General features: G+C 64.4%; 21 protein-coding genes and 3 pseudogenes. 11 read left to right on the top strand and 13 right to left on the bottom strand.

The genetic code is table 11. The annotated features are described in order from the left end of the window. Positions 1-367: 367 nt before the first annotated feature. Positions 368-3,061, bottom strand: coding sequence for an AfsR/SARP family transcriptional regulator (locus IEY31_RS13520; RefSeq protein WP_188972873.1), 2,694 nt, complete (start codon positions 3,059-3,061; stop codon positions 368-370). Positions 3,062-3,588: 527 nt separating this feature from the next. Here IEY31_RS13520 and IEY31_RS13525 point away from each other — a divergent pair. Together IEY31_RS13525 and IEY31_RS13530 are read left to right on the top strand one after the other, a co-directional pair. Further along, the gene (locus IEY31_RS13525; RefSeq protein ID WP_188972875.1) at positions 3,589-3,852 is read left to right on the top strand and encodes a hypothetical protein; all 264 of its coding nucleotides are present in this window, start codon (positions 3,589-3,591) and stop codon (positions 3,850-3,852) included. A 69-nt stretch (positions 3,853-3,921) separates the two neighbouring features. Continuing rightward, positions 3,922-4,338, top strand: coding sequence for a hypothetical protein (locus tag IEY31_RS13530; protein WP_188972877.1), 417 nt, complete (start codon positions 3,922-3,924; stop codon positions 4,336-4,338). 80 nt (positions 4,339-4,418) lie between these two features. Here the strand turns inward: IEY31_RS13530 and IEY31_RS13535 are convergent, their stop codons facing one another. Both IEY31_RS13535 and IEY31_RS13540 read right to left on the bottom strand, forming a co-directional pair. Beyond that, entirely contained in the window at positions 4,419-5,552 is a 1,134-nt protein-coding gene (locus IEY31_RS13535) for an N-acetylglucosamine-6-phosphate deacetylase (protein ID WP_188972879.1), read from the bottom strand. A 163-nt stretch (positions 5,553-5,715) separates the two neighbouring features. After that, the gene (locus tag IEY31_RS13540; protein WP_188972881.1) at positions 5,716-6,762 is read right to left on the bottom strand and encodes an LLM class flavin-dependent oxidoreductase; all 1,047 of its coding nucleotides are present in this window, start codon (positions 6,760-6,762) and stop codon (positions 5,716-5,718) included. Positions 6,763-6,908: 146 nt separating this feature from the next. Between IEY31_RS13540 and IEY31_RS13545 the strand changes: the two genes are divergently transcribed. From IEY31_RS13545 to IEY31_RS13560, 4 genes are all read left to right on the top strand, one after another. Further along, positions 6,909-7,808 (top strand): ROK family protein, encoded by a 900-nt coding sequence (locus IEY31_RS13545; protein WP_188972883.1) that lies wholly within the window; start codon positions 6,909-6,911, stop codon positions 7,806-7,808. Between the two features lie 195 nt (positions 7,809-8,003). Beyond that, positions 8,004-9,269 carry a kynureninase gene (gene kynU / locus IEY31_RS13550; protein ID WP_188972885.1) on the top strand — a complete coding sequence of 422 codons (1,266 nt, stop codon included), beginning with the start codon at positions 8,004-8,006 and terminating at the stop codon, positions 9,267-9,269. Then, on the top strand, positions 9,266-10,096 hold the full coding sequence (locus tag IEY31_RS13555) for a tryptophan 2,3-dioxygenase (RefSeq protein WP_188972888.1): 831 nt from the start codon (positions 9,266-9,268) through the stop codon (positions 10,094-10,096). Before kynU ends, IEY31_RS13555 begins: the two co-directional genes overlap by 4 nt. A 92-nt stretch (positions 10,097-10,188) precedes the next feature. After that, the gene (locus IEY31_RS13560; protein ID WP_229723608.1) at positions 10,189-10,662 is read left to right on the top strand and encodes a DUF302 domain-containing protein; all 474 of its coding nucleotides are present in this window, start codon (positions 10,189-10,191) and stop codon (positions 10,660-10,662) included. Positions 10,663-11,019: 357 nt separating this feature from the next. Here IEY31_RS13560 and IEY31_RS13565 read toward each other — a convergent pair whose 3' ends face one another. Both IEY31_RS13565 and IEY31_RS13570 read right to left on the bottom strand, forming a co-directional pair. Then, positions 11,020-11,271: a hypothetical protein gene (locus IEY31_RS13565; RefSeq protein WP_188972889.1), complete on the bottom strand. Its 252-nt coding sequence runs from the start codon at positions 11,269-11,271 to the stop codon at positions 11,020-11,022. A gap of 66 nt (positions 11,272-11,337) precedes the next feature. Next, the gene (locus IEY31_RS13570; RefSeq protein ID WP_188972891.1) at positions 11,338-11,865 is read right to left on the bottom strand and encodes a GNAT family N-acetyltransferase; all 528 of its coding nucleotides are present in this window, start codon (positions 11,863-11,865) and stop codon (positions 11,338-11,340) included. Positions 11,866-12,120: 255 nt separating this feature from the next. Here IEY31_RS13570 and IEY31_RS13575 point away from each other — a divergent pair, with 255 nt between their 5' ends. Further along, positions 12,121-12,438: a nuclear transport factor 2 family protein gene (locus IEY31_RS13575; protein WP_229723610.1), complete on the top strand. Its 318-nt coding sequence runs from the start codon at positions 12,121-12,123 to the stop codon at positions 12,436-12,438. Between the two features lie 468 nt (positions 12,439-12,906). Here the strand turns inward: IEY31_RS13575 and IEY31_RS13580 are convergent. From IEY31_RS13580 to IEY31_RS13610, 7 genes and pseudogenes are all read right to left on the bottom strand, one after another. Continuing rightward, positions 12,907-13,619 (bottom strand): annotated as a pseudogene (locus IEY31_RS13580) (IS6 family transposase). Between the two features lie 7 nt (positions 13,620-13,626). Further along, a complete protein-coding gene (locus IEY31_RS13585) occupies positions 13,627-13,935 on the bottom strand; it encodes a hypothetical protein (RefSeq protein WP_229723612.1) in 309 nt (102 codons plus the stop codon). A gap of 28 nt (positions 13,936-13,963) precedes the next feature. Beyond that, on the bottom strand, positions 13,964-14,986 hold the full coding sequence (locus tag IEY31_RS13590; protein WP_188972893.1) for a Gfo/Idh/MocA family protein: 1,023 nt from the start codon (positions 14,984-14,986) through the stop codon (positions 13,964-13,966). Further along, on the bottom strand, positions 14,983-15,948 hold the full coding sequence (locus tag IEY31_RS13595) for a Gfo/Idh/MocA family protein (protein WP_229723613.1): 966 nt from the start codon (positions 15,946-15,948) through the stop codon (positions 14,983-14,985). Before IEY31_RS13595 ends, IEY31_RS13590 begins: the two co-directional genes overlap by 4 nt. Beyond that, a complete protein-coding gene (locus IEY31_RS13600; protein WP_229723614.1) occupies positions 15,945-16,829 on the bottom strand; it encodes a carbohydrate ABC transporter permease in 885 nt (294 codons plus the stop codon). Before IEY31_RS13600 ends, IEY31_RS13595 begins: the two co-directional genes overlap by 4 nt. Then, positions 16,826-17,758 (bottom strand): carbohydrate ABC transporter permease, encoded by a 933-nt coding sequence (locus IEY31_RS13605; RefSeq protein WP_188972895.1) that lies wholly within the window; start codon positions 17,756-17,758, stop codon positions 16,826-16,828. The genes IEY31_RS13600 and IEY31_RS13605 overlap by 4 nt, the downstream gene beginning before the upstream one ends. A gap of 208 nt (positions 17,759-17,966) precedes the next feature. Continuing rightward, positions 17,967-19,220: an ABC transporter substrate-binding protein gene (locus IEY31_RS13610; RefSeq protein WP_188972897.1), complete on the bottom strand. Its 1,254-nt coding sequence runs from the start codon at positions 19,218-19,220 to the stop codon at positions 17,967-17,969. Positions 19,221-19,839: 619 nt separating this feature from the next. Between IEY31_RS13610 and IEY31_RS13615 the strand changes: the two are divergent. Next, a pseudogene (locus IEY31_RS13615) lies at positions 19,840-20,997 on the top strand (IS3 family transposase). A 52-nt stretch (positions 20,998-21,049) separates the two neighbouring features. Beyond that, positions 21,050-21,148: pseudogene (locus IEY31_RS18705) on the top strand (IS6 family transposase); the annotation flags it as partial. Positions 21,149-21,246: 98 nt separating this feature from the next. On the opposite strand, the gene IEY31_RS13620 reads toward IEY31_RS18705, so the two are convergent. Further along, complete coding sequence (locus IEY31_RS13620) at positions 21,247-22,011, bottom strand: hypothetical protein (RefSeq protein WP_188972901.1); 765 nt, start codon at positions 22,009-22,011, stop codon at positions 21,247-21,249. A 214-nt stretch (positions 22,012-22,225) separates the two neighbouring features. Between IEY31_RS13620 and IEY31_RS13625 the strand changes: the two genes are divergently transcribed. Together IEY31_RS13625 and IEY31_RS19075 are read left to right on the top strand one after the other, a co-directional pair. Next, entirely contained in the window at positions 22,226-22,525 is a 300-nt protein-coding gene (locus IEY31_RS13625) for a helix-turn-helix domain-containing protein (protein WP_188972903.1), read from the top strand. 10 nt (positions 22,526-22,535) lie between these two features. Next, positions 22,536-22,709 (top strand): helix-turn-helix domain-containing protein, encoded by a 174-nt coding sequence (locus IEY31_RS19075; RefSeq protein ID WP_373289168.1) that lies wholly within the window; start codon positions 22,536-22,538, stop codon positions 22,707-22,709. Positions 22,710-22,882 lie beyond the last annotated feature (173 nt).

A 22,882-nucleotide genomic window follows, 5' to 3' on the forward strand; every position in this document is an offset into this window, starting at 1 on the left:
GCGGTGACCCAGAGCCGGAGGGCCATGAGACTGGTGCGCTGCGGCTTGGAGCAACTGCGCCATGGGCTGCGGAGGATTCCAGAAAGGCCCGGAGAAACTCTGCGCGTCTTGATCAGGTCTTTCCCACACTGGGACAGTTAGGACCCCGAGTCGTCAGCTGGTGAGTCCAACCCCCAGGACCTGTCCGGGTCCGTTCTCCGGCTTCAGGTCAACGGGACCTTTAGAAGCAAGATCTCAACTCCCCAGCACAAGAAGTCCCTGTGAAACTCCCACTCCCAGCCCCCGGAACGACTTGTCCGGCAGGAACGCCAGCCAGCTTATGAAGCCACATGTGTCCCTGGCGCCACCTGTTGTCAGTTCCCGCTGATTACTCTGGTTCAGGCACTCTATTGAGCACGGCGCAGGCGGCAGACTCCTGGGCCGTGACACCCAGGTCACGGAAGTGTCCGATGGCTTCCTGTAATGCGGCGCGGGCCTCTTCGAAGCGCCCCATCAGGCTCAGGATCTCGCCGATCTCTGCCAGTCTACTGGCTGCGGCCAACACGTCGTTGCCCTGACGGGCCAGTTCCCTGGCTTCCCGCTTCAGGACAAGGGCCATGTTCAGGTTGTGCAACTGCTGATACACCTGTCCCAGGGTACTCGTGACGTTGGCCAGCGTGGTCCGTGCCTCCTGGAGTTGCGGCTGCTGCGGGGTAAGAAGGGGACGCATGAGCTCACGGGATGCCTGGAGGGCGGCGCGGGCGGACCTGAAATCGTTCCTGAGGACATGGGCGGCCCCCTGTTTTTCCAACACCCGGCCGTGAATCAGCGGGTCGCCGCTGCGCCGGGCAATGTCGACGGCCTCTTGCAGCGTGGCTCCTGATTCGGGCAGATGAAGTTGTGCCTGTAATTCTCCCGCCACTGCCAACACGGTCGCCTGCCTTGCCCACAGCCCCACCTGTCGTGCGTACCCTGCTGCCTTCAGATATTGAGCGATGGCCCCATGCGGATCCCCCAGCAGCGCATGTTGAATATCCCCCTGTCTCTCACGGAGGACGCCCGCCTGCTCCCAGTCTCCGGCCTGCTCAGCAATCTGTACCGCCTTGGCCAGCAGGGGCAGATGCGTGGTGGGAAAGCCACAGTTGCGGATGTAGGGTCCGTTCAGCCAGCCGTAGAACAGGGCAGGCAGTTCCTCCGGATACTGGCGTTGGGCCAGGTCCGCTGCGCCGAGCAGATTCGGCACTTCATGGCTAAGCAGATCTGAATTCCTGCTGTAATGGTCGGCAAACTGACCAACAGCTTTTAAGACCATATGCGGGTGCAGGGCCTGATGGGTGCAGCTCTCATTCCAGGTCAGTTCGTGCATGCGGTACACCACCGTGTCGGAGCCAGGCTGAATGTAGCGGGCTGTGAGTCCGTGCTGCATCAGGGTGTACAGCGCAGATTCAGTGTCATCGGCGTCCCGGCGCAGGGCGAGGGCCAGCAGCTCCGGGGTGGTTTGCGGCGCGAACAGACTGCCCAGGCCCAGATACGCCTCGTAAGCAGGCGAATCCAGCAGCGCCAGACTCTGCTCGATCAGCGCGGCAACCCTCTGTTCTATCAGGGCAGCGACGCTGCGTCCGTCGCGTTGGCCATGCGGCGCGACGCTCAGCGCAGCCAGCAATTCGCGCGCGCGGGGCGCCCCCTTCTGGAGCAGCGTCACGGCGGCGAGCCGCAGCGCGTAGGGATGGTCGCCCAGCACGGCGCAAAGGGCGTCCAGGGTGTAGGCATCAGGGAGAGGCAGGTCCGGACCATCCGGGCCTGACTGCAGATATCCCCGCATCAGTGCCACTGAATCGTCCCTCGCCAGCCTCTGCAGCGAGACGCGGGGAAGTTGGGGCAGGCGCTGGCGGGACGTGACCAGCACTGGCATATCAGCAGGCAGATGTTCCAGCAATGAGTGCAGGGAGTAGCTGCTGGCCGCGTTATCCAAGACAATCAGGCGGACCTGCTGGTGGCGCAGCGAGGCAGCCAGCTCCGCGTCAGTCGTGGATGGCTGCAGGCCCAGCGCTTCTTGCAGCGCAGCCAACACGACCTCGGGCACGTCGGCATTCAGCTCCAGCCACAGCACGCGGGCCGCCTCAGCTGTCTCAAGTGTCTGGATGACCACAGCCCACGCCAGCCGGGATTTGCCGATTCCCGGCAGACCCTGAAGCAGGGCGCGGTTGTGGGTGCCCAGCTGCGCCGTGACGGCCACCAGATCCTCGCGTCTGCCGCACAGGGGCCCATTTGCCAGCACGGGCAGGTCAGCTGTCGTCAATACCCGGGCGCGGTTGTGTCTGCCGCTCGTTGCGCCGATCCCGAGTTCCAGATGGCGCAGCAGGGCCAGGGTTTCGGGCTGGGGCAGGGTGTCCAGCTCACGCTTCAAGATCACGCGGCAGGCCTCAAACACCTCCAGCGCCTCGGCCATCTGTCCGGCGGCGTGTTCCAGGGTCATCAGGGCGCGGTAACCCCGTTCGTCCAGGGGATCAACTTCCAGTGTCCTCCGCAGGTATTCACGGGCCTGCTCACGCTCGCCCCGTCCTTGCAGGTCGTGGGCGTAGGACAGCAGGGCGTTGAGGTGGGCCCGGTCAAGTGCTGCCTGCTGACCCTCGAGCCATTCCTCAAATTCCGTGCTGGCCCCGCTGAACAGGCCGCCTAGCAGTGGTCTGCGGGGCCACAACAGCGCGAGCGCCGGGGCGTAGTCCTGACGGCCAAGATGATGCCAGACCTCATCCAGATCGCTGTAGGCAGAAACGGCCACGCTTGAACCATGTGCCAGCCATTCGTCGGCGCCTGGGAGCGTCCGCAGGGTGTAGAGCGCCTGACGAACGTGCGCCGCGCCGCGACCCGGCCAGAACGTGCAGGCCAGGGCCTGACGTGGCGTGGGCCCCTGCAGATGCAGGTAGGCCAGCAGGCTCAGCAATCGCGGCGCGGTCAGCCCTAGCGGACGGCCCTTCCAGGCGGGCAGTACCTCACCCAGCACCCGCAGGGTCAAGCCGTTGCTTGCCGCTGGATAGGAATGAGAGGAGGACTCAGGTGCGGTACGCCTGGGAGGAGTCATGCACGTTCAACCGCCTTCTGGTTCTTTTCTGCGGACCTCAGGAATATGAAAGTCACGGCCGGAGAGGACAGGCGCGCGGGATAACTGACCGCCGCGTCAACTGATGATCCTAATGCTACTCCCTCCGCCCGCCCTGAGAGGAGATCCCATGACGCCGCCTTGACGGGGCAGCCTTTAACCTCGCTTTAGAACTGCAGAAGGCACATGGGCACTTCAATGGTTATCCAGTCGTCTCCGCTGTTCGGGCCGCGCGACTTCGTGTTCACAGGACCAGCACTCAGGTCCGCCGCATCTGGCGGGACGTGACTTCAGATTGTTTGTCGAAACTGAGGAGGCGTGGAATGACAGAGCCCAGACGAGTGATCCACCTATCCCTATGGGCTGCCGTACTGTGCGCTGCCCTTGCGGGGACTGGGAACGGCCAGGCGCGCGCAAGCTCCGGCACATTGTGGACGATAAACCAGTACGACACCAGTCAATCGTCCGCTCAGGCCGTACTGACCGCGGCAGCGCCCACCCTGGAACTGGTGTTGTCTCCATTCAACCTCCAGGCTGTAGACACCGCGACGTTCTCGGTTAACCAGAGCGCCATGAATGCGCAGCTGGCGGCGAGCGGCCTGAACAAAACCGGACGCGCTTTCGTGGAGGGGCAGCAGATTGACACCTGGTACTCGGCGGTGGAAGACCGCAGCGTGGTCTGCGTGGCCTGGGCCGAGGGCGAACGCCACAGCCAGTTGGCCTACGTCATGCAGGGCAAGATCCGTCGCTCAGATGTTATGTCGCTGCCTTGAGCGGCCACAGTCCGCAGTCTGTCCACCAACATTTCTCCGTTCTCATTCTGTCCGGCAAGGAGCCCCGCAATGAAAAAAATCCTGACCATGCTGTTGACCCTGACCGCCATGAGTGGAATGAACACGAGCTTCGCTGAATCGGTACCGTGGGCCGTCGTGGTGGCCAATACCAGGGGCGCCGATACGTTGACCTACGATCATCTGAGCACCGAATGCGCCTGGCAGGGACTGGCACTGCCCGATGATGTGCTGACGGCGCTGGGCGATCCCCGGCAGATCGTTGTCAAGGTGGGTGACCTGCCCGAGAACGTGAAAGTCAGCGTGCGCCCCGGACGGACAGACGGCGTGGTCGGTTTAAAAATCACGCGCACGGACAAGTCACAGGCGGTTCGGCAGATGGGCCGCATCATCCTGACCAATCCCGCCACGGGCTACAGCTACACCGTGCAGGCGATGGTTGTGGGGATGGAAGTGGCCGCAAACTAACGTCACAGCGGGCCGGACCTCTTTTCATCTGGGCAGGAGAGAGGTCCGGCCCGTGGTGTGAAACCACCGGACCAGACCCGCTACCGGCCGTTTACCCTCTGTCCTCCCACATACACCTCCAGCACGTTCAGGGTGTCATCCAGCACCACCAGATCGGCGCGTCGCCCCGGCTCCAGCACGCCCCGGTCAGCCAGTCCCAGCGAGCGGGCAGGTGTCTCGCTCAGCATGCGGCTGGCGGAGTCAAGTGAAATGCCCGCCTGAACTGCGTTCTTCAGGGCCACGTCCATCGTCAGCAGGCTTCCGGCCAGTGAGCCTCCCTCCAGCGAGGCGCGGCTACCTTCGACGATCACGCGCTGACCGCCCAGTTCGCTGATGCCGTCGCCCAGACCGGCGGCGCGCATGGCGTCGGTGATCAGGGTGACGCGGTGCGAGGCGGCGCAGGCCAGCCGGAAGCTGGTGGGATGAACGTGAACGTTGTCCAGAATGATTTCCAGGTAGGCGTGGGCGTCGGCCATTAGCGCGGCGGGGGGGCCGGGCACGCGGCCCTCGATGCCGCCCATCGCGTTGAATAGATGCGTGGCGCAGGTGGTGGCCCCCGCCGCGTCCAGGGCGTCCAGAAAGGCGGTCACGGTCTCGGCGTCGGCCCGGGTGTGGCCCACGCCGATGCGGACGCCTGCGCGCGCCAGGGCCAGCGAGGCGTCCAGCGCCCCTGGCAGTTCCGGAGCGATGGTCACGGCCCGCACCACGTTCAGCGCCAGCACCTCCGCGATCCGCTCGGGGGTCGGCGCGAGCGTGTTCGGCGGCTGGGCACCCAGCCGCTCCGGACTGATGAACGGCCCTTCCAGATGGGCCCCGACGATGTCCGCGCCCCCCGGGACGCCGCCGTCGTCCATGACTTTCCGGATGCCGTGCAAGGCGGCCAGCACGTTCTCCCAGGGATTGGTGATGGTGGTGGGCAGCAGCGTGGTGGTGCCGTGCGCGGCGTGGAACCTGGCCAGCGTCCGCACGGCCTGCGGGCCATCCATCGTATCCGCGCCGCCGCCACCGTGAACGTGCGCGTCGACAAATCCGGGCAGGATCAGCCGGTCCGTGGGCGCGCCCGCATCAGGCATGATGGCCATGATCTGACGGTCAAAGTCCAGTCGAGCAGGAACGAAGCGTCCAGTGGGCAGCAGCACTTGTCCGGTCAACGTCTGGTTCAGTGAAGAGGTCATCGGGTGGCTCCAGGAGCGCGGCTGCCGCGTGTGGGATGAGGGCCGGGGCGGGCCGGACGTGCCGTCACGTCGGCCCGGCCATAAAAACAGACCGAGCCTAGCATCTGCCACGCGCCGTCCACAGCGGGCGGTAGGGCTGAACATGGGCCGCACCCAGATTGCTTCAGGGGCGCGCGGCGGCCAGCCCCTCGCGGACCCTGGGGGCCACCTGGGTGCCCAGCAGTTCGATGCCGCGCAGCATGTCCTGGTGGGGCAACAGCACGTTGGTCATCTGGAAGGTCAGACGCGAAAGGCCGCCCAGCGCCCCGTTGACGTAAGCGACTTTCTGCGCCACGGTCTGCGCGTCGCCGATCAGGTACGCGCCGGTCGGCCCACACGCCGCGTCGAACTGCTCACGCGTGGGCGGCCGCCAGCCCCGCTCCTGGCCGAGGGCCGAGAACAGCCGCTGGTGGCCTGGCCAGAAGGCGTCTCTGGCCGCCTCAGGGGTCTCGCCCACGAAGCCGAAGGCGTGGACACCCACCTGCAGCTGTTCGGGGGCGAAACCGGCCTGCTGCCCGGCGCGGCGGTACAGGTCGATCAGGGGCCGGAACTGCCGGAAGTCGCCGCCGATGATCGCCACCATCAGCGGCAGCCCCAGCGTGCCCGCCCGGACGAATGAGGCGGGGGTGCCGCCCGCACCCAGCCAGACGGGCAGCTTCGCCTGCAATGGGCGGGGGTAGATGCCCTGTCCGGTCAGTGCGGGGCGGTGCTGCCCGGACCAGTGGACGTTGGGCGTGTCCCTGATCTGGAGCAGCAGTTCCAGTTTCTCGGCAAACAGCGCGTCGTAGTCTTCCAGCGCCAGACCAAACAGCGGGTAGGCCTCCACAAAGGAGCCCCGGCCCACCACCAGCTCGGCCCGCCCGCGCGACAGCAGGTCCAGCGTCGCGAACTCCTGAAAGACCCGCACCGGATCACTGGCGCTCAGGACGGTCACGGCGCTGGTCAGACGGATGCGCTGCGTTCTGGCCGCCGCCGCCGCCAGGATCAGGGCAGGCGCGGAATCCAGGTATTCGGGGCGGTGGTGTTCACCAATGCCGAAAACGTCGATTCCGGCGCGGTCCGCCGTCTCGATCTCTTCAAGCAGGTTGTTCAGGCGGTCCGTGGCGGCCAGCGTCTCGCCGGTCTGGGGGTCCGAAACCACGGCGGCAAAGCTGTCAATTCCGATCTGCATGGGGCGCGCTCCTGTTGGGAAAGTGGGGCATTCAGCAGAGACTTCCGCCGAATGGGGTGACTCCAGCATACTGTGTTTTGCAAAGGGGTTTGCCCAATTCGTAGACGACGCGGTGCAGCTTCCGGGCCGCCGTGCTGTAATTCCTCATGCCCACTGCCTCTGCCCTGCTGGCCCTTGACATCGGCGGAACGTCCATGCGCGCCGCGCTGATGGAAGGGGGGCGCATCACCCGGCGCGCCGAGGTCCGCACGCCCAAACCCAGCGTGCCGGACGCGGTGATCGGCGCGGCCCTGGCCCTGGCCGCGCCTTTTGCCGCGTCCGCCGCCGCCGTGGGCGTCGCCTGCGCGGGGGCGGTGGCCGCCGGGAACGTGACCGCCACCGCCACGCATACCTTTCCTGGCTGGACCGATATTCCGCTGGCCCAGAGAATCGGGGCGGGGCTGACCCTGCGCTGCACGGCGCTGAACGATGCCCGCGCCGCCGCCTGGGGTGAATTCGCGGCGGGCACTGGACAGGGGGCCAGCGAATTCATGTTCGTCACCGTCAGCACCGGGGTGGGGGCCGGCCTGGTGCTGGGCGGGCGGCTGCACCTGGCCGGCAACGGTCTGGATGCCGAGCTGGGCTTTGTGAGCGTGCCTGCGCTGTGGAGGCGTGGGGTGGGGGTGGCCCCGCTGGGTGAACTGGGCCCGCTGGAATTTGAGACGAGCGGCACGGCGCTGGGCGCCCAGGCGCTGGCGCTGGGTCTGGCCGACACACGCGCGCTGGCCGACGCTGCGGAGACTGGGCATGCGCCGGCCGACGAGGCCTACCGCCGGTCTGCCGCGCTGATCGCCTGGAAAATAGCGGATGTGGCGGCGCTGCTGGGGGTGACGCGTGTGGCGCTGGGCGGCAGCGTGGGCCTGCGGACCGGGTACCTGGAGCGGGTGCGTGACAGCCTGGAACACTTCCCGGCGCGCTATCAATCTGAGGTCGTTCACGCCGAGCTGGGCGCGGACGCCGGATTGATCGGGGCGGGATTGTGGGCGGGGAACGCGGAGCAGACCTAGGCCACCGCCTATACTCCGGGCCATGACCAGCGGCCGTCTGCATCCCTGGCGCCGCTCCGGGGCCAACGCCATTGCCCACGCGCTGCGGGCATGGTGGCGCGCCAGGCTGGGCCGCCCGCTGGGAACATAAAACCGTCGCCTTTGTGTGTCCCTGTGTCTGGGGGCAGCCCCTCATCTCTTCTGCGAGGTTCCACCATGACCGTATTTGACCGCCTGTTTGCCGATTCCACCCTGAGCCAGTTGCAGGAAAAAGACGCCCGCGATCCGCTGGCCCACAAACGCCAGGAGTTCAAGCTGCCGCAGGGCGTGGTCTACCTGGACGGCAACAGCCTGGGCGCGTTGCCGCTGAGCGTGCCTGCCCGCCTCGCACACGTTGCCGGGGAGCAGTGGGGGGAGCAGCTGATCCGCTCGTGGATGGCCAACGGCAGCACCTCGGTGGGCGCTGAGGCCGCCCAGGACTGGATGAACCTGCCGGACCGCGTGGCCGCCAAGATTGCCCCGCTGATCGGCGCGCACGCCCACGAGGTCGCGGTGGGAGACAGCACCAGCGTCAACATCTTCAAGCTGCTGGCCGCTGCGCTGCACATGGCCCCCCCAGGTCGCCGCGTGATTCTGACCGAAGCCGACAATTTTCCCACGGACCTGTACATGGCCCAGGGGCTGAATGCCCTGCTGGGCGGGCGGTATGAACTGCGGACCGTGCCAGGGGATGAACTGGAAGCGCATCTGACCGATGAGGTTGCGCTGACCCTGCTGACCGAGGTGGACTACCGCACGGGCCGCAAGCTGGATCTGGCGGGCCTGACCGCCGCGGCCCGTAGGCAGGGCATCCTGACCATCTGGGACCTGGCGCACTCTGCCGGGGCGTTTCCGGTGGACCTGAACGGGGCGGGCGCAGATTTCGCGGTGGGCTGCGGCTACAAGTTCCTCAACGGCGGCCCCGGCGCCCCCAGCTTTCTGTTCGTCGCCGCGCGGCATCAGGACTCGGCCCGGGCCTTTCTGAGCGGCTGGATGGGCCACGCCGATCCTTTCGAGATGGCCCGTGAGTTCACCCCGGCCCCCGGCGCGCGGCGCTACGTGGTCGGCACACCCGCGGTCCTGAGTCTGAGCGCGCTGGACGCGGCGCTCGACGTCTTTGCGGACGTGGACCTGGGGCAGCTGCGGGCCAAGTCGCTGTCGCTGACCGACACCTTCATCGAACTGATGACGCCGCTGGCCGCGAGGCACCCGCTGACGCTGGTGACCCCCCACAATCATGATGAGCGGGGCAGTCAGGTCTCCTACCAGCATCCGCAGGCGCGCGAGGTCATGCAGCAGCTGATCGAACGCGGCATCCTGGGCGATTTCCGTACGCCGGATATCCTGCGCTTCGGCTTCACGCCGCTGTACCACTCGCACGCGGACGTGTGGCGGGCCGTACAGGGTATCCGGGGCGTGCTGGAGGAGGCCGGGCCGGCATGACCGATCAGAACGCTCCAGAACGCGCGTACACCGATTTCTCCCACAGCCTCAGCTACGGCGATTACCTGCGGCTGGATACCCTGAAGTCCGCACACCAGCCCATCACCGGGGCGCATGACGAACACCTATTCATCACCGTCCACCACGTCTCGGAGGTGTGGCTGGAACTGGTTGTCCGCGAACTCAGGGCGGCGATGCGCCTGCTCGAAGGCGGCATTACCGATACGCCGCTAAAGATGCTGACCCGCGTGGTCCGCGCCCAGGAGCAGCTGACCAACGCCTGGGAAGTACTCAAGACCATGACCCCCGCTGATTATCTGCAGTTCCGCCACGCCTTCGGGCAGGCGTCAGGCTTCCAGTCGGCCAGTTACCGCATGGTGGAGTTCCTGCTGGGCAACCGCCGCGCTGTGCTGCTGCGCCCTCACGAACACCGCCCGGACCTGCACGGTCCACTGGAAGCCGTGTTACACGCGCCCAGCGTCTACGATCTGGCGCTGCGGCTGCTGGCCGAGCGCGGGCTGGCGGTGCCAGACGAGGTGCTGGGGCGGGACCTGACCCAGCCTCCCGTGCTGAACGAGACGGTGTTGGAATCGTGGCTGACCGTCTACCGCGACCCCGAAACGTACTGGGACCTGTACGAACTGGCCGAGAAACTGCTGGACGTGGAGGATAACTTCCGGCGCTGGCGCTTCAACCACCTGACCACCGTGGAGCGCACCATCGGCTTCAAGCCCGGTTCTGGCGGCACCAGCGGCGCGGGCTACCTGCGCGGCGTGCTGAGCGTGGTGCTGTTCCCCGAACTGTGGGAAGTCCGGACGCGGCTGTAGGCAAAAAGACAAGGCAGTATGAAACCATGACCCTCTCTTTGACCGTAGCGTGGGGGTCGGCCCGCCGATGCCAGCCATGACAAGGAGATTCCGTGAACCGATTTCTGACCTTTTTCAGCGCCGCCACCCTGACCGCCAGCCTGGGCCTCGCTTCTGCCGGGGGGGCCGGACCCGTAGGCAGTGGCCTGATCAGCATGCCCAGCCCCTACAGCGTGAGCGCCACCCTGGACCGTGTGGCGGCGGCGGCGGCGGCACTCGATTTCGCGGTCGCGGCGCGCATCAACCACGCCCAGGCAGCGCAGAAGGTGGGGCTGGAACTGCGGCCCACCGAGGTGCTGCTGGTGGGCAACCCCAGGGGGGGCACCGCGCTGATGCAGTGTGCGCAGACGGTGGCCATTGATCTACCCGTCAAGTTCCTGGCGTATCAGGACGCTGCTGGGCAGGTCTGGCTGACCTACACCGATCCGGCCGCCCTGATGTCGCGTTACAACGCGAGGGGCTGCAACGAGGCCTTCGCCAAGGCGGGAGGGGCGCTCAAGACGATTGCGATGAATGCGCTGAAATAGCGTTTCTGAGGCTGGGAAGTGGTGCTGGGTAGCTTGTCCCCGCCCCGGCCTGTCCGGCTGAGAGGCCCCCAATCAGCACGATTCCACTGAAACAGGCCGCGGCTGGTGGCTCCGGAGCAGCCTCTCTCCCGGCGAGGGGCGCTGGAGGCTGGATACCAGGGACACCAGGTGGCAGGCTTCAGGTCTGTCGAGGTCAGAGTGAGCCATGGGCCGCCCACGTTAGAACGCGTTTCGGAATATGGTTGAAATGCATCAGAGCGCTGCCAAGCGACGCAAGACGACGCGGCTCATCGCGAGATAACACCAAACCTCCGTGGTTTCGGGGAGGATTTCGAAGACTCTGGCCAATCGGCGGTTTCAGCCCATCCACGCGAAGGAATGCTCCACCACCCAGCGTCTCGGCAGGACACGAAACGCATTTGGATCAATGCCTTGAGCTTCCAGAAGATCCGGTGCGTACCGCTTCAATTGGCGCCACCAGGGGTACACGACTTCGAGATCGACATTGAGCTCGTGGCTGACCCATCGTTTGAATTCGCCGGTGTACCCCTGATCCGCCCAAATCTTCTGCAACGTTGGAAATGGTCCCTTCACGGCTTCGCTGAGCAAGATCCCGGCAAACCATCGGCAGTTTCTTAGACTTCACCTGCTTTGCGCTGTCACCTTTCCCAAGAGCTACCGGGTAGAGCTGTTCTCTGCGTTCAGCGGCAGCTCCATGAAAACCCAGTGCCTTCTTAACGGTTCAGGAATCTCGCTCTCGGCATATGAATCCGTATTTCGGAAGCCTAGGCGCCGATACAGCCGATGGGCTTCATGCATGTACCCAGCACTGTCCAGGCGAATCAAGGTCCGGCCGTCCTGGCGAGCCTCCTCGATGGCTCGGGCCACCAAGGCGCGACCTACGCCCACACCTCGATGTGTGGGGCGCACATACATCCGCTTGAGTTCGACTGCGCCGTCGCTGTGTACCTTCATCGACAACACGCCAATGGGCATATTTTCCAGGGAAGCCAGCAACAACCGGCCCTGCGGCGGCAAGAACTGCCCTAGGCTCACCCGGTCATGTTCCAAGGTAGCTTGGATGTCCCATTTGATGCCGTACTGGCGGTCAAGCTCTCCCTCGTTCCACTCCAAGTACTTCCGGAAGAGACCGAGCGCATTTACACGCTGCTGAGGGCTCTGCACCTGTTCGATAGACAACACCATTGGCCTCCTTTCCAAGCTTGGGCGGGCTAGGGCGTGTAGACCAGGGGTGAAGTCTCTGGGTGCCCCAGTGTCTTTTCTGGGCGTGGTGTGAAGAAACCAGAGCTGCCCCATGTTTGAGCTTATGATGCCCTTGAAAGGGAGGTTCACATGACGGCCATGACTGGAGTGCGCGACGTCTTCACGCGGATACACAGCATCTTCGACACGGGTGATCAGTAACAGATCGACACGCTGTTCTGGCCGTCCACTGACTTGCTCGTCATCGGAACCGACCCACAGGAGTGGTGGGAAGGCGAACCGCGCGTGCGCGAGGTGCTGCGCACGCAACTTGAGGAAATGCACGCCGGCGGCGTGCGGGTGCAGCCTGGGGAGCGGCAAAGGATCGTGGAGCGCGGCGACACCGGCTGGGGGGCCGAGGACGTGAACCTGGTCATGCCTGACGGCCAGTTGGTGCCCGCGCGGCTGACGTTGGTCTGCGTGCGTGACGGAGAGGAGTGGTGGGTGGCACACTGGCATATGTCGTTCGGCGTGGGGAACGATATAGCGCTCGGTCAGGACCTGACCATTTGAACGAGGTGCCATTCAGTGCCGCCCCAGGTGCTTCCGGGTGAGGAATCTCTAGACAAACGCCAGCTGTGAGATATCGCGGGCATACAGCGCGACCACTCTGGCATCCGGGTGAGCTTTGAGATTTGGCAGGTACATCAGTTCTGACCACCAAACACGTCCCACCTCGTGAATCAAAAAAGCGGTGGTGGCTTTTGGGAGTGGCCGATCCGTGCAGGGGTTAGGATCGCCAGAAAGGATGACCGGCCAGTGCTGACAATCCACTATGAGACCAGCAAGTTTGGTCTGCCAGAGCAACAGGAGGCCTTTGTCAGCTTCACGGGTTCAGCATCCGCACCGCACTCAGCACTGAAAGCCAAGCACGGTCCCACCGGCGGTCCCAAAAGCGATCATCCAGCCATCGGTGAGGTTGTGGCAAGTTGTTGGAGCCCGAGGTGCGGTGAAGGTTCCGAAAAGCAGATGGCCTGAACTTCAGGCCACCTGCCACACGATTTCTGGCCACGTTTTGACAGCGGCTCGTTGATGATGTCTACGATGGGGAGCGGAAACGGTGGAGCGAGCCGGGTGGTGAAGATTTGTGATCCGGGCATGCAGGTTGAGAAAACCCTGTGCCCGTCGTCGTGACCTGAACCCTCGCTGCTGATGTTCCTGCCTTCGTGTAGGGCGGTGGGATTGCTCAATCAGGTTATTGCAGCGGGCGATTGAGATGATCTGAACGTGCTCCACGGGGTGGAGCACGGGACATTCGCGAAGGGCTGCACCACAACTCCACAGCTTGTCGGTGTAAATCACCTCCGGCACGGCGTGTTCCCCCAGTAGACGGTGGAGGAACGATTTGGCGGCTTCAGTATCACGGTGTTCCTGGAGGAAAACGTCCAGCACGGCTCCATGTTCGTCGACGGCCCGACACAGCCAGTGTGTGACCCCGCCGATGTCCACGTGCCGTTACGTCCAAGTACCACCGGGAACCCCGACGGGGTTCCCGGTGGCGGAGGCCCTGGGTGAAGAGGTCACTGAACTTGATGTACCAGCTTCGAATGGATTCACGCGTGACGACGATGCCGCGTTCCAGCAGCAGTTCTTCGACATCCCGATAGCTGAGTGTGAAGCGGTGGTACAACGTTTGCGGCGTAGCCGATCACGGCAAGAGGAAAACGGTAGCCGGGGAGCTTCTGGCCGTTCAGCACAGCGTCACCCTACCCGAACAACTTGCCACAACCCCTGCTGGTAGGGGACAGCCCCTAGCGTGACGTTCATGCCCTTGAGTTCCAGGGCAAACTTGCCCCGACCAGCGCGGATCAGGAAATCCGAGCGGTTGCCCGTCGCGTTAGTTTCCTCCGGCACAACCTCAGCTGGATTCCAGATATCAAAGCCATTGGCGTGCAGCAGCCGTAGCACGATGGCCTGCCGAACCACCGCTTCACCGGGATTGGGGAGGTGTGCAAGCCAGCCTTGAATAGCCCCGACGGCCTCCCGGATACGTTCCTGCGCGCTGGGCATGTGCAGCGAGTGTAGCAATCAGGGGCGCTTATCGGGCAGCACCTGCCTCAGCACTCAACACCACTGCCCGCCCCACCCCCTCCGATTCGTAGGCGGCCAGCACGACCTGCAGCGCCCGCACCCCGTCCTGCCCGCTCGCCAGCAGGGCCGCCTTTCCCCCACCGCACACGGTCAGAAAGTCGCGCAGCATGGCCCCGTTCAGATCCGCGCCATAGCCCGCCCAGCGACGACCCTGTACATTCGTCACGCTCAGGTGCTCGGCGAAGGCGTCCAGCGAGCGCATCCCGGCCGTTCCCACTACGCCCAGCTTCAGGTGGCCCCAGCGCGGATAGGCGCGCGGGCGGCTCCACGAGCAGTCGATGGTGGCGACCGCGCCCGACTCCAGGTTCAAGGTGACCAGTCCAGCGGCGTCTGTCTGCTCACGGCCGGGAATCGTCCAGGCTGGCACCGGGATCAGGCGGGCGTAGACGCTCTGCACGCGTTCGCCGAAATGGTGCAGCAGGTCGGCCAGATGGATGATGTGATCCATGCCCGCCCCACCGCCTGCCAGCGCAGGGCCGCTGAACCACGCCCGTTCGTGATCCGGACTGACCGAGTGGTTCACGCCGCTGTAGGCCAGAACGTTGCCCAGCACGCCCGCCTGCACCTGGGCCCGCAGGTGCCGCACGGCCGGTGAGTAGCGAACGGGAACCGCCGTATGGAGCGTCACTCCTGCCAGAGCGCAGGCGTCCAGCAGGGCCTGGGCATCCTCCAGGGTGGTCGCCAGGGGTTTCTCGGAAAGGACGTGGGCGCCAGCACGGGCAGCGGCTTCGACGTAGGCGCGGTGGTGGACGGTCTCGCTGCACACGACGACGCCGTGGGGCCGAGCGGTGAGCAGGTCTGGAAGCGGCAGCAGTCGGAGGCCGGTGGAATCAGCAAAGTCGGCAGCCAACTGCGGGGCGGCCTCCGCGTAGCCGATCACGTCTACGTCGGGCTGTCCGGTCAGCCACGCCGCGTATCCCTCGGCATGAACGTGAGCGACACCCAGCAGCGCGATCCGCACGGGCGTCATCCGTCCACCGGCTGCCCGAATTCGATGCTGCGGCGCACTGCTAGAGCCAGGGCCAGCGCGGCGCGGGCGTCGGCAGGCTCGATCAGGAAAGGCTGGCCGGACTCCAGGGCGTCGTAGGCGTGCCACAACTCGGCGGCGTAGGGATCGTCGGCGCCCAGGTCGGGAAGGGCGGCGCCGTCCTGCTCGGCGGTGGTCGGAACGGCACCGTGCGCCTGTAGAGGCAGCACGGCGTCGGATGTCCATTCGATAACTCCGGTCGTACCCGCAATATCCAGCGCGGTACGGAACACGCCGGGAGGGGCCGCCCAGCCGCCTTCGATCAGGCTGATGGCTCCGCCGATGTGCGAGAGGGTGGCGTGGACAGTGATCCGCCCCGCTTGCCTGGACTCTGTGGCATACACGCTTGTCACCTCCCCCGCGATCCAGCGCGCGTAATCGAGGTCGTGGATCATCAGGTCGAGGGGCACGCCGCCACTCCGGGCCTCGTCCAGCAACCAGCTTCCGGGTGATGGAGGCGACGACATCCGGCTCAGACGCAGCACACGGGGGTCGTCGATGGCGCCACTGTGCACCTGGGCCTGAGCGGCGGCGTACTGCGGGAAGAAGCGCAGGACATGGGCGACGAACAGCCGCACGCCAGCCTGGGCACACGCGGCGATGATGGGGTCGGCGTCCTCCAGCGTCAGCGCCAGCGGTTTCTCGCAGAGGACGTGTTTGCCGGCGCGGGCGGCCTGCACGGCGTACTCGGCATGGCTGGGGGTGGGCGTGCAGATGTCCACCACGTCCACCTCGGCCCAGAGGTCGTCCAGGGTGGCGCAGGGGATCAGTCCGAAGCGGGCGGCAAAGTCGCGGGCACGGTCGTCCGGGGCACACACGGCGCAGAGCACGCCGGGCCGCTGTGCCCAAGCCTGCGCGTGGACGGTGCCCATCAGCCCAGTGCCGATCAGGCCGACGCGCCTCACTTCAGCGCCCCGCCGGTGATGCCGCTCACCAGCTGCCGCGAGAAGATCACGTACAGCACGACCACCGGCACGATGGCCAGGGTCAGCGCCGAGAGCACCGCATTGTAATCGTTCACGAACTGGCCCAGGAACATGCTCGCGCCCAGCACGATGGTTTTTGTCTTCTCGCCGGGCGCCAGGATCAGCGGGAACCACAGGTCGTTCCAGATGGGAATCATCGAGATGGCCGTCACCGCGCCCAGCGCCGGGCGGATCAGCGGCAGGATCAGGCCGTAGATGCGGTATTCACCCGCACCGTCGATGCGCGCGGCTTCCTTCAGATCGCGGGGCACGCCGCGCATGAAGGAGGTCAGCACGAAGACCGCCAGCGGAACGCCCTGCGCCGTATACACCAGGATCAGCGCCCAGAGGGTGTTGACCAGATGCAGATCGACCATCAGGTTCAGGATGCCCACGGTGCCCAGGCGGATCGGCACCATGATGCCGATGCTCAGGTACAGGCCGGTCAGCGTGTTGAGCCGGAAGCGGTACTCGCTGAGCGCGAAGGCGGCCATCGAGCTGCACAGGAGGATCAGCGCCAGCGAGCCCAGCGTGACCAGCAGGCTGTTCAGGAAGAACAGCGGGAAATTGGCCGAGGTCGCCACCGTGCGGTAGCCCTCCAGCGTGAAGGTCTCGGGGGTCGGCAGCGCGAAGGGCTGCCCGAAGATGCTCAGCTGCGTCTTGAAGGAATTCATGATGATCAGCAGGGTGGGCAGCGTGGCGAGCAGCGTGAACAGGATCAGGCCCAGGTGTGCGAGGACCTGCGTGCCGCGCCCGACGATGGGCTTTTCGCGTACAGGGGCCACTGTAGTCTCGACCGGCGCGATCCCGCCCGCCGTCACAGCTCCACCTCCGTCAGGCGGCGTTGTACTGTCACCAGGTACAGCAGCAGGCCCGCCAGGATGATCGTCAGCATCACCCCGGCCACCGCCGCGCCCATGTATTCGTCGCCGGGCTGCAACTGATATCCGAAGAAGGTGCGGTAAAATAGCGTGCCCAGGATGTCCGAGGCGAAGTTCGGCCCCGCCAGCGCGCCCTGCACCGAATAGATCAGGTCGAAGGCATTGAAGTTGCCCACGAAGGTCAGCACGCTCACGATCCCCACCGTGGGCAGGATCAGCGGCAACTGGATGCGCCGGAAGATCGTCCAGCCGCCGGCACCGTCGAGCCGGGCGGCCTCGTACAGCTCGTCGGGAATCCGTACCAGCGCGGCCAGGAACAGCAGCATGGGAATGCCGATGTTCTGCCACACCGAGATTAATCCCAGGGTGGGCAGCGCCGTGCCCGGCAACCCCAGCCAGGGCTGATCGAGGGCCTGCAAGCCCAGCGGCTCCAGCAGGCCGCGCTGCACGCCCCAGGCCGGATTCAGGATTAGTTTCCAGACGAAGCCGATGATGACCACCGAGAGCACGGTGGGCGTGAACAGCAGCGTACGGTACACCGCCGAGCCGCGCAGCCGGAAGCTGAGCAGCACCGCCAGCAGCAGGCCCACCGGGTTCTGCGCCAGCATGTGGATGGCGAAGAACACCACGTTGTTGCGCACCGCGTTCCAGAGCGGCTGGGCGTACAGCTCGCTGCCCAGCAGCCGGCGGTAGTTGGCGAGGCCGGCGAAGTGCTCCGGCCCGTCCGCCGCCCTCGTCTGGAGCGAGAGCCACAGCGAGGCCAGGATCGGGTAGATCATCACCACCGTGTAGATCAGCACCGCCGGCGCCAGGAACACCACGATGTGCCAGGGGAAGGGCCGGCGGGCGCGGCGCGTGAGATAGGTCATTCAGGGCACCTCTGGAGCAGGGATCGCAGGAATATTGGCTTGGACGCCATGCCTGCACCCCCCTCTGCTATGCAGCTCTGCGAGTCCCACCCTCCCCCACGAGGGGGGAAGTGCTAAAAACTCGTATCAGTCGTCATTTGAGATTGCTGCCGGATAACGCTCAGGCCCGGCCCGACATGTACCGGACTGGGCCTGTCGGAGTACGGATTTACTTCCCTTTCTGCGGGGCGTACCAGCTCGCCAGGTTCTTCTGCACCATGTCGCCGGCCGCCTGCGGGGTCATGGTGCCGTTCAGCAGCTGCGAGGACACGTTCCACAGGTCGTTCTCGTTATTGGGGTTGGCGTTGCGCGAGAGGATCTGGTATGAACTGCGGAAACTTTTGCCGCACTGGGAGCGCCACTTCAAGAACTCCTGCGCGACCGGGTCTTGCACCGTGTACTTCACGTTCGCCAGCGGGAAGAAGCCCGGCAGCGCGTTGGCGTACAGGGTGGCAAACGAGTCCGAGGCGACCCAGGTCAGGAAGGTTCTGGCCGCCGCCTGGTTCTTGCTGGCGGCGTTGATGCCCAGGCCGATGTCGGGATGGTCGTCGATGACGCACTTCTTGCCGGCGACCGAGTAGGGCGCGAAGGCCCCGATCTCCAGCTTGGGGTTCATCTGCCGGAAGGTGCCGATGTCCCAGCTGCCCGCCGGATAGACGGCGCCGCGCCCCTGCGCGAACATATTCTGGGCGTCCGGGTAGGCCAGCGCTTGGTAGCCGCGCGGTAGGAAGGGCTTCCAGCGTTCCAGCGCCTGGAAGGCCTGCAGGAAGCCGCCTTTGTTGTACTGGGCCGCGCCCGAGAGCAGTCCCTTACGCCCGGTCTCACCGTTCCAGAGCGTCGGCCCGATGTTCTGGTAGCCCATGGTCGCGGACTCCCACTGATCCTTGGTGCCCATGACGAGTGGTTCGTACTTGCCGCTGGCCTTGATCTTGGTCATGGCCGACAGAAACTGCGCCTCGGTGGTGGGCACGCTCAGGCCGAGTTCCTTAAAAGCAGTCTTGTTGTAGATAAACCCGTGGATCACCGACGCCATCGGAATGCAGAAGGTCGTCTTGCCGTCGTCGGTCGACCAGGCGGCCTTGGCCACCGCGTCGAAGTTGTTCAGCCCAGGGAGGCCGTTCAGGCTGGTCAGACGCTTTGCCGCGAACAGCTCCAGGCTTTTGTCGAAGGGCCGGCAGGTAATCAGGTCGCCGGCGGTGCCCGCTTTCAGCTTGGCGTCCAGCACGGCGTTGTATTCGGCCGGGGCGCTGGGAGAGAAGACCACGCGGATGTCCGGGTTCTGTTTCTCGAAGGCCGGGATGATCGAGTCACGCCAGACCTTGAGGTCGTCGTTGCGCCAGCTCTCGATGGTCAGGGTGGTCTTCTGGGCACCGGCGAGACCGGCGAGTAAGAGCAGCGAGAGGGGAATCAGCGTCCGGTTCATAGGCGTACCTCCTGCGGGTGAAGCAGAGAAATCGCGGACTGGCGGCACTTGTGGAGCAATTGTGATGATGTACCGGTCAGGTATACTCCCGCCCGTAAAGTAAAGTCAACCGGAACCGGAGATGCAGCCGGCGCCCCCCTGGACGACCAGCAGGCACCAGTGAGAGAAATGGGCAGACCAACGCCCCACCGAAGCCGCTGTGCGCGGGCCAGACGGCGGCAGCCTCTCTTCCCCATCATTGGCAAGATAAGGTCGAGTCGTCTGTGATTAGCACCAACTGCCACGGGGTAGCCGCAGTCTGCCGCGTTGGGGATAAACTGGGCGAAATCCTGTTCGGTGAACAGGATGCCGAGTTCGTCGCGCAGGCGGAGAAAGGACGTACCTTTGGGAAATGCAGTGCGGGCAATGCATGCGGTAGCCGCTGGAATCTCTGGAATTGCGGTGGGACGCAGCATTTCTCGTTGTGCGCGCTATCCTAGGAATTCGCTAGCAGAATCTGACCTGAGGGTGACCCGGTTTTGGCTCTTCCGTTGATTCCGTGCAGCGGGTCAGCTGGCGGAGTGAAGTTGCTACGGTTTGGTGGAGGGAGAATTAGGGATGACCGACACTAGAGGTCATCATGCCCAAACAGCGAGAAATCTATTCCCCCGAATTCAAGTGGGAAGCCGTTCAGCTCGTTAAAACGACCGGTTAGCGCTGTGCCGAGGGCGCGCGCGCCCTCGGGCTTCCCCCTCACTACGTCGTTCGCTGGCGACAGCAGCACGAGCAGCAGAACCAAGCTGGACGCCCAGCATTCACTGGGCGCGGCAACGCTGCGCTCAGTGCCCAAGAAGTTTGCTTAAAAGCGCTCGAACGGGAACTGGAAATCACCCGCCAGGAGCGGGATATCTTAAAAAAGGCGCTTGGCTTCTTCGCCAAACAGTCCTGACCTTCCAGTTCATTTCTGACCACCGGCACGAGTTCGCGGTCGACCGGATGTGCCAGGTCTTGGAAGTCAGTCTGAGCGGGTATTACGCCTGGCGGGGAAGGCCGAACAGTACGCGGTGTCAGGAGGATGCCATGCTGACTGACAAAATGGGGTTCTGCTTTGCCCGGAGCCGGGGAACCTATGGCACCCTGCGGCTCAAGGCCGACCTTGCGGAAGAGGACGGGCTGCAGGTCAGTCGCCGCCGAATTGGGCGGCTGATGGGTTCAGCGAACCTCAGGGTTCGCTGTAAGCGGAAATTCCGTACCACGACGCAATCGAAGCATTCCTCTTCGGTGGCCGAGAACATCCTGAACCGTGAGTTTCAGGCCTCTGCTCCCAACCAGAAATGGGTTACGGACATCACGTATCTGCCGTGTACGGATGGCTGGCTCTACCTGGCGACAGTCATGGATCTGTACTCGCGAAAAATTGTGGGGTGGGCTATGCATGAACGCCTGGAAACCGTGTTGGTCGCGGCGGCCCTACAGAGGGCCCTGCATCGACGCAGACCAGGAGCGGGTCTGCTACACCACTCGAATAGGGGCAGCCAATACGCCAGTGCAGCGTACCGGCAGGCCTTGCAGCGCCTGGAGGCCGTACAGAGCATGAGTCGGAAGGGGGACTGTTGGGACAACAGCGTGCAGGAGAGCTTTTTCGCGACGCTTAAAACGGAGTTGGAACTGAGCAGGGCGCGAAGAAATCGCGCCCAGACGAGGACAGAGGTGTTCGAGTGGATTGAAATTTTCTACAACCGTGACTCGCTGTCACTCATCCCTGGGCTACCGGTCGCCGGTGGCTTTCGAGGAATAACCCGCCATCCCGAACTAAGCCTCCACTGTAGTGTTGCAATTTCAATGGTGTAGCCATTCGGGAACTTCCCGTGCCCCACCCCGTGGAGAACGTTCAAGTCATCTCGACCGCCCGGTGCAACAATTTGGCCGAGCAGTCCCATCGCCCCACATAGCGACAAGAGCGGCAACAGCGGGGATTCAGGCCGCCTGCCTTTAGGAACCTCCGCCGGACCTCAGTCTCCAACAACTTGCAACAACCTCTCTGGACTCAGGATTGCTGCCGACACAACTGGCGAATCTCTGCAGCCAAGCGTGGGTGAACGCTGGCATGGTCTTCCAGCCAGGTCAGGATGCAGAGGGCTGAAGCCTCATTGTTCTGGTAGCCCTGCATCATCCCCGGCAGGCGGGCAGCCATTTCGGGAAAACGGCCCTCAAAGCGTCGCTCTGGCATAAAGGGATCGGCGCCGCCCTGTTCGGCACCGTGCAGCGCAGCCAGTGCCAAGACCCGGTCAACGGCGTAGCTCTGGATAAAGCGGGTGGCGGTCAGCCGTTCTCCCCGTGCTTCCCGGTGCAGGCCCACCAGGAGGTTGGTCAGCGCCTCGTTGGTGTGCCACTCCGGCGAGGGCGCTGGGGACGTGGCCCGAACACAGGAGGACGCCGACAGGTTGGGAACATCCTCTCTTTTCCAGACCACCCGCCCCGCGGTGTAGGCAATGTGGGGCAGTTCGCTCAGTTCAAAGACGGCGTACTCGGCAAAAATTCCGTCGTCAAACAGGAGTTTGCACCCATCTGGCGTGTTGTAAAAGCTGAAAGCGACAGGGTGCGCGTGTTCCAGCCAATCCAGGGCGGCCAGATACTTTGGCTTGGCTCCAGGGGCGACCAGAACAAAAAAGTCCAGATCGGAATGTTGATCAAGGCGATGGGTCTCCAGGCCAACAGAACCAAGCGCCAGCAGCGCAAGAGCGTCCTCACGCTCCCGTAGACTGGAGGCCAGCGCATCGAGGCGAGTGAGCAGTTGAACAGGACTGGGCATCAGGGGATTCACTGTACTGGATGGTGTTCGCCGTAGTTGGTGCAGGATCGCGGGATAAACACCGTTTGGGGCGGTGTTGAGCTTATGTTTGGGTTATGTTGCCTTAGTGATCTGATTCAGAGGAATGTTGGGAGAGGGAGGCGTTCACTTGGAGTGGAGGTGATGATGGCTTCGAATAAAAAGCTATAGGAATGAGGGCATTAAACAGACACGCTTGACGGCCCCCCTGGCGCACGATGCCGAAGACTTCTGGCAGGTGTACACCGCGAGCACCTGTGCCGTGGAACGGTGCAGGGCGCAATTCTTCGCGCTGCTCGCCGAAGGGCGGCGGCCGAGCGAGGTCTTGCACATCACCCGGTACAGTCAGTTCACCGCCTATGAACTCATGGCGAGGTATCGCGAGTTGGGTCTGGCGGGGCTGCGTGATGGGCGGCAAAACAACCGGGGCGCACCACGCGTGTTGACTGCAGAGCAGCAGCAAGAAGCTTGCTGCTCGATTGCAAGCGGACTTTGAACAGGGCATCGTGTGGTCGGGTAAAGACGTACAGACGTGGGTGCTCGAACAGTGTGGCAAGACGGTGTACCTGGGCCGCACCTATGAATTTATGCGGGCAGCGGGGTTCTCCCCGCAAAAACCCCGGCCCCGTCACGTGAACGGTAATGAAACGGTCAAAGCCGACTTCAAAGCAAAGGGCTAACGGAGACGCTCCGCACGGCGGAGCGTCTCCATCCTCGGGTGTCGCTGTGGTACCTGGACGAACATCGACTGGGCTCAAGCCGATTCGCCGAAGGGTCTGGGCGCCTACGGGTCATACGGGCTCCAATTGAATCGTTTGCAAAACGATGAAAATCCGAGCGAAGCGAGAACGAG

It is taken from the genome of Deinococcus aerolatus (assembly GCF_014647055.1).
In the GTDB taxonomy this organism is placed as follows: domain Bacteria; phylum Deinococcota; class Deinococci; order Deinococcales; family Deinococcaceae; genus Deinococcus; species Deinococcus aerolatus.

Bases quoted from the DNA above. Each gene is read 5' to 3' on its own strand.
- IEY31_RS13620 (WP_188972901.1), bottom strand. From the start codon at position 22,011: ATGCCCAGTCCTGTTCAACTGCTCACTCGCCTCGATGCGCTGGCCTCC.
- IEY31_RS13555 (WP_188972888.1), top strand. From the start codon at position 9,266: ATGACCGATCAGAACGCTCCAGAACGCGCGTACACCGATTTCTCCCAC.
- IEY31_RS13540 (WP_188972881.1), bottom strand. From the start codon at position 6,762: ATGCAGATCGGAATTGACAGCTTTGCCGCCGTGGTTTCGGACCCCCAG.
- IEY31_RS13535 (WP_188972879.1), bottom strand. From the start codon at position 5,552: ATGACCTCTTCACTGAACCAGACGTTGACCGGACAAGTGCTGCTGCCC.
- IEY31_RS13590 (WP_188972893.1), bottom strand. From the start codon at position 14,986: ATGACGCCCGTGCGGATCGCGCTGCTGGGTGTCGCTCACGTTCATGCC.
- IEY31_RS13530 (WP_188972877.1), top strand. From the start codon at position 3,922: ATGAAAAAAATCCTGACCATGCTGTTGACCCTGACCGCCATGAGTGGA.
- IEY31_RS13585 (WP_229723612.1), bottom strand. From the start codon at position 13,935: ATGCCCAGCGCGCAGGAACGTATCCGGGAGGCCGTCGGGGCTATTCAA.
- IEY31_RS13605 (WP_188972895.1), bottom strand. From the start codon at position 17,758: ATGACCTATCTCACGCGCCGCGCCCGCCGGCCCTTCCCCTGGCACATC.
- IEY31_RS13520 (WP_188972873.1), bottom strand. From the start codon at position 3,061: ATGACTCCTCCCAGGCGTACCGCACCTGAGTCCTCCTCTCATTCCTAT.
- IEY31_RS13610 (WP_188972897.1), bottom strand. From the start codon at position 19,220: ATGAACCGGACGCTGATTCCCCTCTCGCTGCTCTTACTCGCCGGTCTC.
- IEY31_RS13545 (WP_188972883.1), top strand. From the start codon at position 6,909: ATGCCCACTGCCTCTGCCCTGCTGGCCCTTGACATCGGCGGAACGTCC.
- kynU (WP_188972885.1), top strand. From the start codon at position 8,004: ATGACCGTATTTGACCGCCTGTTTGCCGATTCCACCCTGAGCCAGTTG.